Here is a 14028-nt window from a genome sequence, read left to right on the forward strand (position 1 = left end):
CTCGTGAATCGGGGTGGCGCATCGTCTCAGATCGACTCGGCTTGCTGTGTCGCCTGAAAGACCATTTCAATTGTGCGCAATTAAATTGCCAACTACATTAACAGCTATGGCACGCAGCAAGACACCCACCCCCAGCGCCGATCCCCGCGCGCAGTGGCTGCAGCTCGACCGCCAGCTCTGCTTCGCGCTCTACAGCAGCTCGCTGGCCATGACCAAGCTCTACAAGCCTCTGCTGCTGCCGCTGGGTCTGACCTATCCGCAATACCTCGTCATGCTGGTGCTGTGGGAAGCCGACGGCCTCAGCGTCGGCCAGCTCGGCCGGCGCCTGCTGCTGGACTCCGGTACGCTGACGCCCCTGCTGAAGCGGCTTGAGCAGCAGGGTCTCGTCGAACGGCGTCGCGCCGGCGACGACGAGCGCCGCGTCGACCTCTTCCTCACGCCGGCCGGCCGCAGGTTGCGCGCCCAGGCCCTGGACATTCCCGAGAAGCTCGCCTGCGCCAGCGCCTGCGAGCTGGACGAACTCGCGTCCCTCACGCAGCGCCTGCACGCGCTGCGCACCCGCCTCGCTGCGGCAAGCAGCGATTGAACCTCCCCCACCACCGACCGCCCTAAAAGGAGCCCACCATGGCCATCGAGAAAGCCCTCTACACCGCCACCGCCACCGCCACCGGCGGCCGCACCGGCACCGCCAAGTCGTCCGACGGCGTGCTGGACCTGGCCCTGTCCACGCCCAAGGAACTCGGCGGCGCCGGCGGCCCCGGCACCAACCCCGAGCAGCTGTTCGCGGCCGGCTATTCGGCCTGTTTCATCGGCGCGATGAAGGCCGTCTCGGCCCGCCAGAAGGTCGCCCTGCCCGCCGAGGTCTCGATCACCAGCGAGGTCGGCATCGGCCCCCACGCCAACAAGCCGGGCGCCTTCGGCATCCAGGTCGCGATGAAGATCTCGGTGCCCGGCATGGACCGCGCCCAGTTGGAAGCCCTGGTGGCCACGGCCCACGAGGTCTGCCCCTATTCCAACGCGACCCGCGGCAACATCGACGTGACGCTAACCATCGTCTGAATCCCGTTGGCCCGAGGGTGAATCAGCCCTCGGCCAGCAGGGCCAGGATCAGCTCGATCCTGGCCTTGACCGGGCTCAGCGCTCCCGCGCTGGGCAGCAGGCCCGGCAGGTCCATGACGGGCCCGGCATCGCAGCGCGTGCTGCGCCAGACCTTCACGCCGCCCGCGGCGGCATCGCGCAGCGCGGCATCCAGGCCAAGGCTCAGCGTGCCATTGCCCGTGCCGGCGGCGACCAGGCCGTCGATGCCGCCGCCCCAGAGCGCACGCACCAGGGCGCCATCCGAGCCCGCGTGGTTCATGACGACTTCCACGCGCGGCCAGCGCTGCACCGGTGCCGCGATGCGCGCCAGGCCCAGCGCCTCACCGGCCGGCCAGCGGCCGAGCAGGCGCACGACACCCTCCTCCACGCGCGCCACCAGCGCGCCATCGACCGACTCGAAGGCATCGACTCGATAGCTGTGGGTCTTGCGCACCTGGGTCGCGTCATGCACCCGCCCCGCAAACGCGACGACCACGCCCGAAGCGCCGTCAGAAGCCGCGACCCGCACGGCATCGAACAGGTTCTGCGGCCCGTCGGGCGCCAGCGCCGTTGCGGGGCGCATCGCCGCGGTCAGCACCACCGGCTTGGCAGGGGCCAGCACGCGGTGCAGGAAATAGGCCGTCTCCTCCAGCGTGTCCGTGCCGTGCGTGATGACCACGCCCGCGACCTCGGGCCGGGCGAGATGCTCGTCGACGGCAGTCGCCAGCCGCTGCCAGGTCGAAAAATCCATGTCCTTGCTGTCGAGCTGGGCGACCTGATGCGCCTCCAGCCGCTGCCCGGCCAGCGCCGGCACGGCGGCCAGCAGATCTTCGACGCTCAATTGCGCGGCGGTATAGCCCACGCCGTCGCTGGCGGTTTTGGCGGTACCGGCGATGGTGCCGCCGGTACCCAGAATGACGATCAACCGGTCGAGGGTTTGCAATTTGCTGGTTTCCTGGATGAAAATACAGTTGCTGGACAGATTTCCAGCTCCGCGATAAAGGCCGCCCCGTGCAAGACCGACCCAAGCTTACCGCCCGCCAGCAGCAGATCTTCGACCTGGTCCGCAACGCGATCGAAAGCACCGGCGCCCCGCCGACCCGCGCCGAGATCGCCGCCGAGCTGGGTTTCAAATCCGCCAACGCGGCCGAGGAACACCTGCAGGCATTGGCCCGCAAGGGCATGCTGGAACTCGTCGGCGGCACCTCGCGCGGCATCCGCCTCAAATCCGATGCATTGAGCGCCGTCAACCGCGCGCGCCAGTTCAGCCTGCCGATTCCCAATCTGGCCCAGCTCACGCTGCCGCTGATCGGCCGCGTCGCCGCCGGCGCACCCATCCTGGCTCAGGAGCATGTCGAGCAGACCTACAGCGTCGAGCCCGGCCTGTTCGCCAAGAAGCCCGACTATCTGCTCAAGGTCAAGGGCATGAGCATGAAGGACATCGGCATCCTCGATGGCGACCTGCTGGCCGTGCAGTCGGCGAAGGAAGCCCGCAATGGCCAGATCGTCGTCGCCCGCGTCGGCGACGAGGTGACGGTGAAGCGTTTCAGGCGCGGGCCCGAGGGCATCGAACTGCTGCCCGAGAACCCTGATTTCGAGCCCATCCGCATCGCGCCGGGCGGCGAGGATTTCAGCATCGAAGGCCTCGCCGTCGGCCTGATCCGCGGACAGGGCTTCAATTGACCCCGGCTCGATTGAAATGAAAAAGCCCGATCCGTCTGGATCGGGCTTTTGTTTTGGATGGTGGAGCCGGGGGGAATTGAACCCCCGTCCGCAAGCCATCACCGGGCAGATCTACATGCTTAGCCGGCTGATTTGAATCTCACGGTCAACTCGCGCAGTGGCACGCTAGTTTTCCCGCCAGTCACTAAATCTCGCGCCGTGCCGAGTGACCCGGTACGACGCCAGCCGATGTGAGTGACTTCTCAGCCTTGCCCCTTGCGGAACTCAGCCCGGCCCATCGGCCTGCCGTTGAGAAGCTCATCCGCAATTAAGCGGCGAGTGCGAACGTAGAGTCGTTTGCAGTTACTTTGTTTCCAGTGGTTTTACGAGCGGACTGGTGCTCGGCATGCCCTACTCCGGATCCGCACCCACGTCGAAACCAGGTCGGCCCCAGAACCTGCCATTTTAGGCCAGACCGAGATGTTTCAAGAGCACACCGGGAACGGCCAGTTCCAGGTCGGCCTGCCAATGCCTGAATTCGCCCTGCTGCCCCAGATAGCCCCAGGCGGCGACGGCGGTCGCCATGCCTGCGGCGCGGCCGGCCAGGATGTCGCGCTCGTCGTCACCGACATAGAGGCAGGCCGCTGGCGCCACGCCCAGGCGCCGTGCGGCCTCCAGCAACGGCGCGGGATGGGGCTTGGTGTGGGCGGTCGTGTCGCCGCCGACGACCGCGGCCGCCCGCAGCCCCAGCGCCGCGACCAACGGAAGCGCAAAGCGCTCGGCCTTGTTGGTAACGACGCCCCAGGCCAGGCCGGCTTCGGCAAGGGCGCCAAGCTCGGCCTCGATGCCATCGAAGAGGCGCGTGCTGTCGTGCATCAGCAATTCGTAGCGGTCGAGAAATTCCCGCCTGAGTTCGTCATACGTCGCATGCCCGGGGGCAACGCCGAAGGCCTGGGACAGCATGCCGCGCGCGCCCGAACCGCCGTGGGGCCGGTACTGGGTCAAGGGCAGCGCTTGCAGGCCGCGGTCCGCGCGCATCGCATTGGCCGCGGCGGCAAGGTCGGCGGCGCTGTCGATCAGCGTGCCGTCGAGATCGAAAAGAACAGCCTGCAGATGAGCCCAGCGACCGGAGAGTTTCACGGCGCGCGGCGGCAGGCCAGCAGGTAGTTCACGCCCGTGTCCGACCCGATGCTGTAGCGCTGCGTCAACGGGTTGTAGCCCAGGCCACGGCTCGATTGCAACTCCAGGCCGGCATCACGGCAGAACTGGGCCAGCTCGGAAGGTTTCAGGAAGCGTGCGTACTCGTGCGTCCCCTTGGGCAGCATCTTCAGTACATATTCGGCACCGACGATGGCCAGCAGGAAGGACTTGGCATTGCGGTTCAGCGTCGACAGGAAAACCCAGCCACCCGGCTTGACCAGCGTCGCGCAGGCACGCACGACCGACGCCGGGTCGGGCACATGCTCGAGCATCTCCATGCAGGTGACGACATCGAACCCCGCCGGTTGTTCAGCAGCCAGGTCTTCGACGGCGACCTCGCGGTATTCCACGCCTTCGGTGCCGGCTTCCATCGCATGCAGCTCTGCGACGCGCAGGGGCTTGGTGGACAGGTCGATGCCCAGCACCTGGGCGCCGGCGCGCGCCATCGAATCGCTCAGGATGCCGCCGCCACAGCCGACATCGACGACGCGCTTGCCCGCGAGCGGGCAGAGTTGCTGGATCCAGCCCAGACGCAGCGGGTTGATCTGGTGCAGGGGCTTGAAGTCGCTCTCGGGGTCCCACCAGCGATGGGCCAACTCGCCGAACTTGGCGAGCTCTTGTGGGTCGGCATTGATCGTCATGACGTCCTGAAAATGAAAAAGCCCCGACGGCGAGCCGGCGGGGCTTTGCGCAAAACGCCCGAGGGCGCTGTGCTTACTTGTTGCGCGTACCGACGACTTCGATCTCGGTGCGGCGGTTCTTGGCGCGGCCTTCCTTCGTCTTGTTGTCGGCGATGGGCTGCTTCTCGCCCTTGCCTTCGGTGTAGACGCGGTTCGGCTCGACGCCCTTGCTCACCAGATAGGCCTTGACGGCTTCCGAGCGGCGGATCGACAGCTTCTGGTTGTAAGCATCGCTACCGACCGAGTCGGTGTGACCGACGGCAATGATGACTTCCAGGTTGATGCTCTTGGTCTTGCTGACCAGATCATCCAGCTTGGCCTTGGCCTCGGGCTTCAGGGTCGACTTGTCGAAGTCGAAGAAGGCGTCAGCCGCGAAGGTCACCTTCTCGCTGACCGGAGCCGGGGGAGGCGTCACGGGCTTCGGAGGAACCGGAGCGGGAGCCGGGGGCGGGGGAGCGACCGGCTTCGGAGCCTCGACCTTGGGTGCCGGCTTGATTTCGCCGTCGCAGCCCTTGGCGGCGGTGGCGGGCGTCCAGAAGTTGTCGCGCCAGCAGTATTCGTTGGTGCCGTTCTTCCAGACGGTGCCGTCGGTGGCGCGCCAGTTGTCAACAGATTGGGCCAGCGCGGCCGACGAAGCCGCAGCGGCGACCGCAGCCACCGCAAACAGCGACGCCACGCGATTCAGTTTCTTCATGATTCTCCTCTCAAGGAATGCCGCAGTTGCCCTGCGAGAGTCAGTACTCAACCTCTAACCTTAGGAAAGACCGAGGGTTTTTCCTAGGGACTCGACGATTGTGCCATGGGGGCACCGGGACGAACGCATTGTGGCGGCCTACGTTCGTAGGCACGGTGACGATGTTGCGCTGCTGCTACAGGGGCGCGGCCGCTTAGAATCCGCGCCTTTCGCCACCCATCCGTCGCGCCCATGTAGCGCACGCGAGAGCCAGCCCGCATGACCCAGTTCGCCAAGGAAACCCTGCCGATCAGCCTCGAGGAGGAGATGCGTCGCTCCTACCTCGATTACGCGATGAGCGTGATCGTGGGGCGCGCCCTGCCCGATGCCCGCGATGGCTTGAAGCCCGTGCATCGCCGCGTGCTGTACGCGATGAACGAGATGGGCAACACCTACAACGCCAAGTACCGCAAGAGTGCTCAGGCCGTGGGTGAAACCATGGGTAAATATCACCCGCACGGCGACTCGGCCATTTACGACACCATCGTGCGCATGGCCCAGCCCTTCAGCCTGCGCCACATGCTGATCGACGGCCAGGGCAACTTCGGCTCCATCGATGGCGATAACGCCGCGGCGATGCGATACACCGAGATTCGTCTCGACAAAATCGCTCACGAAATGCTGGCCGACATCGACAAGGAAACCGTCGATTTCGGACCCAACTACGACGGCAGCCACAAGGAACCGCTGGTACTGCCCACCCGATTGCCGAATCTGCTGGTGAACGGCTCGGCGGGTATTGCCGTCGGCATGGCTACGAATATCCCGCCGCACAACCTCAACGAGGTCATCGATGCCTGCCTGCTGGCGCTGCGCAACCCCGAGGTCACCGTCGACGATCTGATGGAGATCATCCCGGCGCCGGACTTCCCCACCGCGGGCATCATCTACGGCTTGGCCGGTGTGCGCGACGGCTATCGCACCGGCCGCGGCCGCGTCGTGATGCGCGCCAAGGTGCACTTCGAGGACATCGACAAGGGCAACCGCCAGGCGATCATCGTTGACGAGATCCCCTATCAGGTCAACAAGAAGACCCTGCTCGAGCGCATCGCCGAGCTGGTGCAGGAAAAGAAGATCGAGGGCATCAGCCACATTCAGGACGAGTCCGACAAGTCGGGCATGCGGGTCGTCATCGAGCTCAAGCGCGGCGAAGTCCCCGAGGTGGTGCTGAACAACCTCTACAAGCAGACCCAGCTGCAGGACAGCTTCGGCATGAACATGGTCGCCCTCGTCGACGGCCAGCCCAAGCTCTGCAATCTGCGCGACATGATCGTCGTGTTTCTGGAGCACCGCCGCGAGGTGGTGACCCGCCGCACGATCTACGAACTGCGCAAGGCGCGCGAGCGTGGCCATGTGCTGGAAGGCCTGGCCGTCGCCCTGGCCAACATCGACGAGTTCATCGAGACCATCAAGACCTCGCCGACGCCGCCCGTCGCCAAGGCCGCGCTGATGTCCAAGAGCTGGGACTCGTCGCTGGTGCGCGAGATGCTGGCGCGCGCCGAGGGTGGCGGCCAGTCCTACCGCCCTGAGGGCCTGGAGGCCCAGTTCGGCATGCAGGCCGACGGCCTCTACCGCCTGTCCGAAGCGCAGGCCGGCGAGATCCTGCAGATGCGCCTGCAGCGCCTGACCGGCCTGGAGCAGGACAAGATCGTCGGCGAATACAAGGACGTGATGGCTGAGATCGCCGACCTGCTCGACATCCTGGCCACGCCCTCGCGCGTGACGACCATCATCGGCGACGAGCTGGTGCAGCTGAAGACCGAATTCGGCCAGACCAAGCTGGGCGCGCGCCGCAGCGTCATCGAGCACAACGCGCAGGAGCTGGGCACCGAGGACCTGATCACGCCGACCGACATGGTCGTGACGCTCTCGCACACCGGCTACATCAAGAGCCAGGCACTGAGCGAATACCGCGCCCAGCGCCGCGGCGGCCGCGGCAAGCAGGCCACGGCGACCAAGGATGACGACTGGATCGACCAGCTCTTCATCGCCAACACCCACGACTGGATCCTGTGCTTCTCTGACCGCGGCCGCGTCTACTGGCTCAAGGTCTGGGAGGTGCCGCAGGGCTCGCGCAACTCGCGCGGCAAGCCCATCGTCAACATGTTCCCGCTGCAGGCCGGCGAGAAGATCACCGTCGTGCTGCCGCTGACCGGCGAGTTCCGCAGCTTCCCTGAAGATCACTTCATCTTCATGTCCACGGCCATGGGCACGGTCAAGAAGACCTCGCTGAAGGACTTCAGCAACCCGCGCAAGGCCGGCATCATCGCCGTCGACCTCGACGAGGGCGACCACCTGATCGGCGCCGCGCTGACCGACGGCCACCACGACGTGATGCTGTTCAGCGATGGCGGCAAGGCCGTGCGCTTCGACGAGGACGATGTGCGCCCGATGGGCCGCACCGCCCGCGGCGTGCGCGGCATGATGCTCGAGCCCGACCAGCGCCTGATCGCGATGCTGGTCGCCGAGGACGAGAACCAGTCCGTGCTGACCGCCACCGAGAACGGCTATGGCAAGCGCACCGCCATCACCGAGTACACCCGCCACGGCCGCGGCACCAAGGGCATGATCGCCATCCAGCAGAGCGAGCGCAACGGCCGCGTCGTCGCGGCGACGCTGGTGCGCCCCGAGGACGAGATCATGCTAATCACCGACAAGGGCGTGCTGGTGCGCACCCGCGTCGCCGAGATCCGCGAGCTCGGCCGCGCCACCCAGGGCGTCACGCTGATCGCGCTGGACGACGGCGCCAAGCTGTCGGGCCTGCAACGCATCGTCGAGAACGACGCCAACGAGGCGGATGCCTCCGCCGAGCCTGAAGAATCCGGCGACAACCCCGAAGCCCCCAAGGACTGACATGATGTCTCGCAAGCTGGGCCTGGCCCTGGCGGTGTCCCTAGCACTGGCCGCGGGCACCGCGCTGGCCGAACCCTCGCCCGCCAAGAAGGCCCTGATCGACAAGCTGGTGCAGCTGCAGCAGCCGCAGGCCGAACTGCTGGCTCGCAACATCGTGCAGCAGCCCATCGGCCCGCTGATGCAGAGCGCCGGCCAGGCCCTGCAACAGGTCCCCGCCGAGAAGCGCGAGGCCACGGCCAAGGCGATGGAGGCCGAGATCAAGAAATTCGTCGACGACAACGTGGCCTATGTGAAGGACAAGGCCGCCCGGATGGCGCCGACCACCACGGCCGCCTTCCTCGACGAGCGCTTCACCGAAGACGAACTCAAGCAGGTCCTGGCCTGGTTCGAGTCGCCGGTCAGCAAGAAGTTCGGCCAGACCCAGATGGAGCTGAACAAGGCGCTGCTCGACAAGGTCCTCGGCGAGGCCGGCCCCACGCTGCAGGATCGCTTCAAGGCCCTGCACGCCTCGCTGGCCAAGCAGCTGGGCATCCCCGCGCCCACCGCCTCGGCCCCCAAGCCCGCCGCGCCCGCTCCCACAAAGAAGTAAACCCGCCCCTCGATGACCTCGCCCCGCCCGTTCAACTTCTCCGCCGGCCCTGCCACCCTGCCCGAACCCGTGCTGCACCAGGTGGCAGCCGAGATGCTGGACTGGCAAGGCAGCGGCATGAGCGTCATGGAGATGAGCCACCGCGGCAAGGAGTTCATCTCGATCTACGAGCGGGCCGAGGCCGACCTGCGCGAGCTGCTCGCCGTGCCGGCCAACTTCCGCATCCTCTTCATGCAGGGTGGCGGCCTGGGCGAGAACGCCTTCCTGCCAATGAACCTGAGCCGTGGCGGCAAGGTCGACGTCGTCGTGACCGGCTCCTGGTCGCGCAAGAGTGCCGCCGAGGCACGCCGCTATGCCGACGTGCAGATTGCCGCCGAGGGCAATGGCCGCGAGATTCCGCGCGACTGGCGGCTGCGCGATGACGCCGCCTATGTGCATGTCTGCACCAACGAAACCATCGACGGCGTCGAGTTCCACGAACTACCGCAGCTGACCCACGGCGTGCCGCTGGTCATCGACTGTTCCTCGCACCTGCTTTCCCGCCCCATAGCCTGGGACCGTGTCGGCCTGGCCTTCGGCGGCGCACAGAAGAACATCGGTCCGGCCGGCCTGACCCTGGTCTTCGTCCGCGACGATCTGCTCGGCCACGCCCTCGACATCTGCCCCTCGGCCTTCAACTACCAGACCGTGGCCGCCGCCCAGTCCATGTACAACACGCCGCCGACCTTCGCGATCTACGTCGCCGGCCTCGTGTTCCAGTGGGTCAAGGGTTTCGAATACGCCGGCAAGCAAGGTCTTGCCGCCATCGAGCAGCGCAACATCGACAAGGCTGCTCTGCTCTATTCGGCGTTCGACGCCTCCGGCCTCTACGAGAACCGGGTCGACGCCTCCTGCCGCTCGCGCATGAACGTGCCGTTCTTCCTGCGCGACGAAAAACTCAACGATGCCTTCCTCGCCGCGGCCAAAGCCGCCGGCCTGCTGCAGCTCAAGGGCCACAAGTCCGTCGGCGGCATGCGCGCGTCCATCTACAACGCCATGCCCTTGGAGGGTGTCAAAACCCTGGTCGACTTCCTGAAGGACTTCGAGGCCCGATATGGCTGAGCCCGTTTCCACCCCCGCCCTGCTGGCCCTGCGCGACCAGATCGATGGCCTGGACAAGCAACTGCTGGAGCTGCTGAACCAGCGCGCCCGCGTCGCCGAGCAGGTCGGCGAGATCAAGCGCGCCGAGGGCACGCCCTTCTTCCGCCCGGATCGCGTGGCCCAGGTCATCGACAAGATCCGCGCCGCCAACCCCGGCCCGCTGAAGGCCGAGCATGTGGCCGCCATCTGGCGCGAGATCATGTCCGCCTGCCTGGCGCTCGAATCGCCGCAGCGCGTGGCCGTGCTTGGCCCCGTCGGCACCTTCTGCGAACAGGCCGCCATCGAATACTTCGGCGGCGCCGCCGACATGATCTATTGCGCCAGCTTCGACGAGGTCTTCCACGCGACGGCCTCCGGCAGTGCGCAGTTCGGCGTCGTCGGTGTCGAGAACATGACCGAGGGCGTCGTCACGCGCTCGCTGGACCTCTTCCTGCACACGCCCTGCCATGTGGTCGGCGAGGTCAGCCTGCTGATCCGGCACCACCTGATGCGCAAGGAACCGTCCATGCACGGCATCGAGGCGGTGCTGGCCCACCCCCAGGCCCTGGCCCAGTGCCAGAACTGGCTGAACAAGCACCTGCCCGACGTCGAGCGCCGGGCGGTGTCCAGCAATGCCGAGGGCTCGCGGCTGGCCGCCACCAACCCGGCCTGGGCAGCGCTGGGCAGCGAGCGCGCCTCCACGCTGTTCGGCCTGCACATCACGGCCCACGCCATCCAGGACGAGGCCTACAACCGCACCCGCTTCGCCGTCATCTGCCTGCCGCAGACCATGGCCGCGCCGCCCGCCACCAGCCGCGACTGCACCAGCCTCGTCGTCTCCGTGCCCAACCGCCCTGGCGCGATGCACGACCTGCTCGTGCCGCTGAAGAAGCACGGCGTGTCCATGACCCGCCTGGAGTCCCGCCCGGCTCGCACCGGCCAGTGGGAGTACTACTTCTACATCGACCTCGACGGCCATCCCAGCCAGCCCCATGTCGCCGCGGCGCTGGCGGAGTTGCGCGAGCTCTGCGCCTTCTTCAAGATGTTGGGTGCCTACCCGGTAAAGGCCTGAGACGATGTTCAACCAGCTTGGCGTGATCGGCTGCGGCCTGATGGGCGGCAGCTTTGCGCTGGCGATGAAGCGCGCCGGCCTGGTCAAGCGCGTCATCGGCTACAGCAAGTCGCCCTCCACCACCGAGCAGGCCAAGAAGCTCGGCGTCATCGACGTCGCTGCCGAATCGGCCCTGCTGGCCGTGTCGGGCTCGGACATCGTGCTGATCGCCGTGCCGGTGTCGGCCACCGAAATCACGCTGAAGGCCATCCGCCATCTCGTGAACCCGGGCGTACTCTTCATGGACGTGGGCTCGACCAAGTGCGACGTCATCGAGTCGGCCCGCCGCGCGCTGGGCGACCGCGCCGCCAGCTTCGTGCCCTGCCACCCCATCGCCGGCAAGGAGTCAGGCGGCGTGCAACACGCCGAGGCGACGCTCTACGAAGGCCGCCAGGTCATCCTGACGCCCCAGCCCTTCACCAACCCGCAACTGGTGCAGAAGGCGACCGACGTCTGGTCGGCCCTGGGCTCGACGGTGCTGAAGATGCGGCCCCACAACCACGACGCCGCCTTCGCCGCCGTCAGCCACCTGCCGCACCTGCTGGCCTTCGCTTTCTTCCAGGCCATCGCCGAGCAGCCCGCCGCGCGCGACTACCTCAGCCTCGCCGGCCCCGGCTTCCGCGACTTCACGCGCATTGCCGCGGGCGAGCCGGCCGTCTGGCGCGACATCTTCCTGGCCAACAAGCATGAAGTGCTGGCGCAGTCCAAGCGTTTCCGCACCATGCTGGACCAGCTCGAAGCCCTGATCGAAGCCGGCGACGCGGCCGCGCTGGAAGCGGCGCTGCGCCCCATCTCCGAAGGCCGCTCGGCCTGGAGCCTTCCCACGATCCCTCCCGGCCGCCCTGCGGCTAAGTGATGTTCAAGATCCCCTTCCTCGACCTGCCGCCGCTGCGCGGCGCCGCGGGCACGGTGCGCCTGCCCGGCTCAAAGAGCATCTCCAACCGCGTGCTGCTGCTGGCCGCGCTTAGCGAAGGCCGCACGGTCGTGCGCGACCTGCTGGCCTCCGACGACACCGCCGTCATGCTGGACGCGCTGCGCGCTCTAGGCTGCGGTGTGGCGCAGGACGACGACACCGTCAGCATCGTCGGCCTCGGCGGCAAGCTGCTGGCCAAGCACGCCAAGCTCTTCCTCGGCAATGCCGGCACGGCCATGCGCCCCCTGACCGCGGCCCTCGCGCTGTTGGCCGCGACCCAGGGCGGCAGCTTCGAGGTCTCGGGCGTCGCGCGCATGCACGAGCGGCCCATCGGCGACCTCGTCGACGCGCTGCGCGGCCTGGGCTGCGCCATCGACGACCTCGGCAACCCCGGCTACCCGCCGCTGCGCTTGAACGGGCCGACCGCACTCGCGCTGGCTACCCCGGTACGCGTGCGCGGCGACGTGTCCAGCCAGTTCCTGACCGCGCTGCTGCTGGCGCTGCCGCTGGTGGCCGAACGAGACATCCGCATCGAGGTCATCGGCGAGCTGATCTCCAAGCCCTATATCGAGATCACGCTTGCTCTGCTGGCGCGCTTCGGCATCGATGTGCGGCGCGAGGGCTGGCAGGCCTTCGTCATTCCGGCCGGCAGCCGCTACCGTTCGCCGGGCGAGGTCTTCGTCGAGGGTGATGCGTCGTCGGCGTCCTACTTCGTCGGCCTGGGCGCCATCGCCGCGACGGACACACCCATCCGCATCGAAGGCGTCGGCAGCGAGTCCCTGCAGGGCGACGTGCGCTTCATCGAGGCCGCCGCCGCGATGGGCGCGGACGTCAAGGCCGGCCCGAACTGGCTGGAAGTACGCCGCGGTGCCTGGCCGCTGAAGGGCCTGACGCTGGACTGCAACCACATCCCCGACGCGGCGATGACGCTGGCCGTCATGGCGCTGTATGCCGACGGCCCGACGACGCTAACCAACATCGCCAGCTGGCGCGTCAAGGAGACCGACCGCATCGCCGCGATGGCGACCGAGCTGCGCAAGCTCGGCGCGACTGTCGACGAAGGCCCGGACTGGATCCGGGTGCAGCCACTGCAGGACTGGAAGGCCGCCGCCATCCACACCTATGACGACCACCGCGTCGCGATGTGCTTCTCGCTGGCGGCCTTCAACGGCCTCGTGACCGACGCCGCCGTGCCGGTGCGCATCCTCGAGCCGCAGTGCGTCGCCAAGACCTTCCCGGACTATTTCGAGACGCTGTTCGGCGTGGTCACCGCCAACGCCGCCGACATCCCCGTCATCACCATCGACGGCCCCACCGCCTCCGGCAAGGGCACGCTGGCAGACGAAGTGGGCAAGGCCCTGGGATTCGGCGTGCTGGACTCGGGGGCGCTCTACCGCGTGACCGGCCTGGCCGCGCGCCGTGCCGGCCTGGACCTGGACGACGGTGCGGCCGTCGCGGCCATCGTGCCTTCGCTGAGACTGCGCTTCAGCGAAGGCCATGTCTTCCTTGGCACCGAGGACGTCAGCGCCCGGCTGCGCGCCGAGGCGACCGGCCTGCTGGCCTCCCAGGTGGCCGTGCATCCCCAGGTGCGGGCCGCCCTGCATCAGCTGCAGCTGGACTTCCGTCGCCTGCCCGGCCTCGTCGCCGACGGCCGCGACATGGGCACCGCCCTCTTCCCCGCCGCACCGCTCAAGGTCTTCCTGACCGCCAGCGCCGCCACGCGCGCCGAGCGCCGGTATAAGCAATTGATTTCCAAAGGAATTTCCGCTAATATCGAAAGCTTGCGCGAAGATCTAGAGGCTCGGGACGAGAGGGACAAGAACCGCTCGGCCTCGCCGCTGGAGCCCGCGCAAGACGCGCTGCTGCTGGACAACTCGGCGCTGGGTATCGAGGAATCGGTCACCCAGGTGCTGGGCTGGTGGCAACGGCGCCGGCCGTTCTGACCTCCGTCGGGGCGGCCCAGGCCTGAGAAGCCACGGCCCGCCGCACTCCCCTCCCGAGCGTCAGCTCACCGGGTGCGGCGATGTCAACAACTTAACCCGCAGCTCGTCTGCAAGCAGCGCCGGGGCTCCCTGGTGCTATCCAAGGTCA

General features: G+C 67.4%; 13 protein-coding genes and 1 other RNA gene. 9 read left to right on the forward strand and 5 right to left on the reverse strand.

What is annotated here, in order from left to right; translation table 11 throughout:
* Positions 1-106 precede the first annotated feature (106 nt).
* Both EV671_RS08735 and EV671_RS08740 read left to right on the forward strand, forming a co-directional pair.
* The gene (locus EV671_RS08735) at positions 107-586 is read left to right on the forward strand and encodes a MarR family winged helix-turn-helix transcriptional regulator (protein WP_132570925.1); all 480 of its coding nucleotides are present in this window, start codon (positions 107-109) and stop codon (positions 584-586) included.
* A gap of 38 nt (positions 587-624) precedes the next feature.
* Positions 625-1059, forward strand: coding sequence for an organic hydroperoxide resistance protein (locus tag EV671_RS08740; RefSeq protein ID WP_132570926.1), 435 nt, complete (start codon positions 625-627; stop codon positions 1057-1059).
* Positions 1060-1081: 22 nt separating this feature from the next.
* Here the strand turns inward: EV671_RS08740 and EV671_RS08745 are convergent, their stop codons facing one another.
* Entirely contained in the window at positions 1082-2020 is a 939-nt protein-coding gene (locus EV671_RS08745) for an asparaginase (protein WP_132570927.1), read from the reverse strand.
* A 68-nt stretch (positions 2021-2088) separates the two neighbouring features.
* On the opposite strand from EV671_RS08745, the gene lexA reads away from it, so the two are divergent.
* Complete coding sequence (gene lexA / locus EV671_RS08750) at positions 2089-2760, forward strand: transcriptional repressor LexA (RefSeq protein ID WP_132570928.1); 672 nt, start codon at positions 2089-2091, stop codon at positions 2758-2760.
* 58 nt (positions 2761-2818) lie between these two features.
* On the opposite strand, the gene ssrA is transcribed toward lexA, so the two are convergent.
* From ssrA to ompA, 4 genes are all read right to left on the reverse strand, one after another.
* Positions 2819-3191: a transfer-messenger RNA gene (ssrA, locus tag EV671_RS08755) on the reverse strand.
* Between the two features lie 13 nt (positions 3192-3204).
* The gene (gene gph, locus EV671_RS08760) at positions 3205-3879 is read right to left on the reverse strand and encodes a phosphoglycolate phosphatase (RefSeq protein WP_132570929.1); all 675 of its coding nucleotides are present in this window, start codon (positions 3877-3879) and stop codon (positions 3205-3207) included.
* On the reverse strand, positions 3876-4580 hold the full coding sequence (gene ubiG / locus EV671_RS08765; RefSeq protein ID WP_132570930.1) for a bifunctional 2-polyprenyl-6-hydroxyphenol methylase/3-demethylubiquinol 3-O-methyltransferase UbiG: 705 nt from the start codon (positions 4578-4580) through the stop codon (positions 3876-3878). The genes gph and ubiG overlap by 4 nt, the downstream gene beginning before the upstream one ends.
* Before the next feature lie 73 nt (positions 4581-4653).
* Complete coding sequence (gene ompA / locus EV671_RS08770; protein WP_132570931.1) at positions 4654-5313, reverse strand: outer membrane protein OmpA; 660 nt, start codon at positions 5311-5313, stop codon at positions 4654-4656.
* A gap of 258 nt (positions 5314-5571) precedes the next feature.
* On the opposite strand from ompA, the gene gyrA reads away from it, so the two are divergent.
* Genes gyrA through EV671_RS08800 form a run of 6 tightly spaced genes read left to right on the forward strand, consistent with a single transcriptional unit; the run spans position 5572 to position 13880 of the window.
* Positions 5572-8205 carry a DNA gyrase subunit A gene (gene gyrA / locus EV671_RS08775; protein ID WP_132570932.1) on the forward strand — a complete coding sequence of 878 codons (2634 nt, stop codon included), beginning with the start codon at positions 5572-5574 and terminating at the stop codon, positions 8203-8205.
* Between the two features lie 4 nt (positions 8206-8209).
* The gene (locus EV671_RS08780) at positions 8210-8794 is read left to right on the forward strand and encodes a DUF2059 domain-containing protein (protein ID WP_165917509.1); all 585 of its coding nucleotides are present in this window, start codon (positions 8210-8212) and stop codon (positions 8792-8794) included.
* Between the two features lie 12 nt (positions 8795-8806).
* Positions 8807-9895, forward strand: a complete 1089-nt coding sequence (gene serC, locus EV671_RS08785) for a 3-phosphoserine/phosphohydroxythreonine transaminase (protein ID WP_132570934.1) — start codon at positions 8807-8809, stop codon at positions 9893-9895.
* Positions 9888-10985: a prephenate dehydratase gene (pheA, locus tag EV671_RS08790; RefSeq protein ID WP_132570935.1), complete on the forward strand. Its 1098-nt coding sequence runs from the start codon at positions 9888-9890 to the stop codon at positions 10983-10985. The genes serC and pheA overlap by 8 nt, the downstream gene beginning before the upstream one ends.
* A gap of 4 nt (positions 10986-10989) precedes the next feature.
* A complete protein-coding gene (locus EV671_RS08795) occupies positions 10990-11880 on the forward strand; it encodes a prephenate dehydrogenase (RefSeq protein ID WP_132570936.1) in 891 nt (296 codons plus the stop codon).
* Complete coding sequence (locus EV671_RS08800) at positions 11880-13880, forward strand: bifunctional 3-phosphoshikimate 1-carboxyvinyltransferase/cytidylate kinase (protein ID WP_132570937.1); 2001 nt, start codon at positions 11880-11882, stop codon at positions 13878-13880. The genes EV671_RS08795 and EV671_RS08800 overlap by 1 nt, the downstream gene beginning before the upstream one ends.
* Positions 13881-14028: the final 148 nt, after the last annotated feature.

This window comes from Roseateles saccharophilus (genome assembly GCF_004342485.1).
GTDB lineage: Bacteria > Pseudomonadota > Gammaproteobacteria > Burkholderiales > Burkholderiaceae_C > Pelomonas > Pelomonas saccharophila.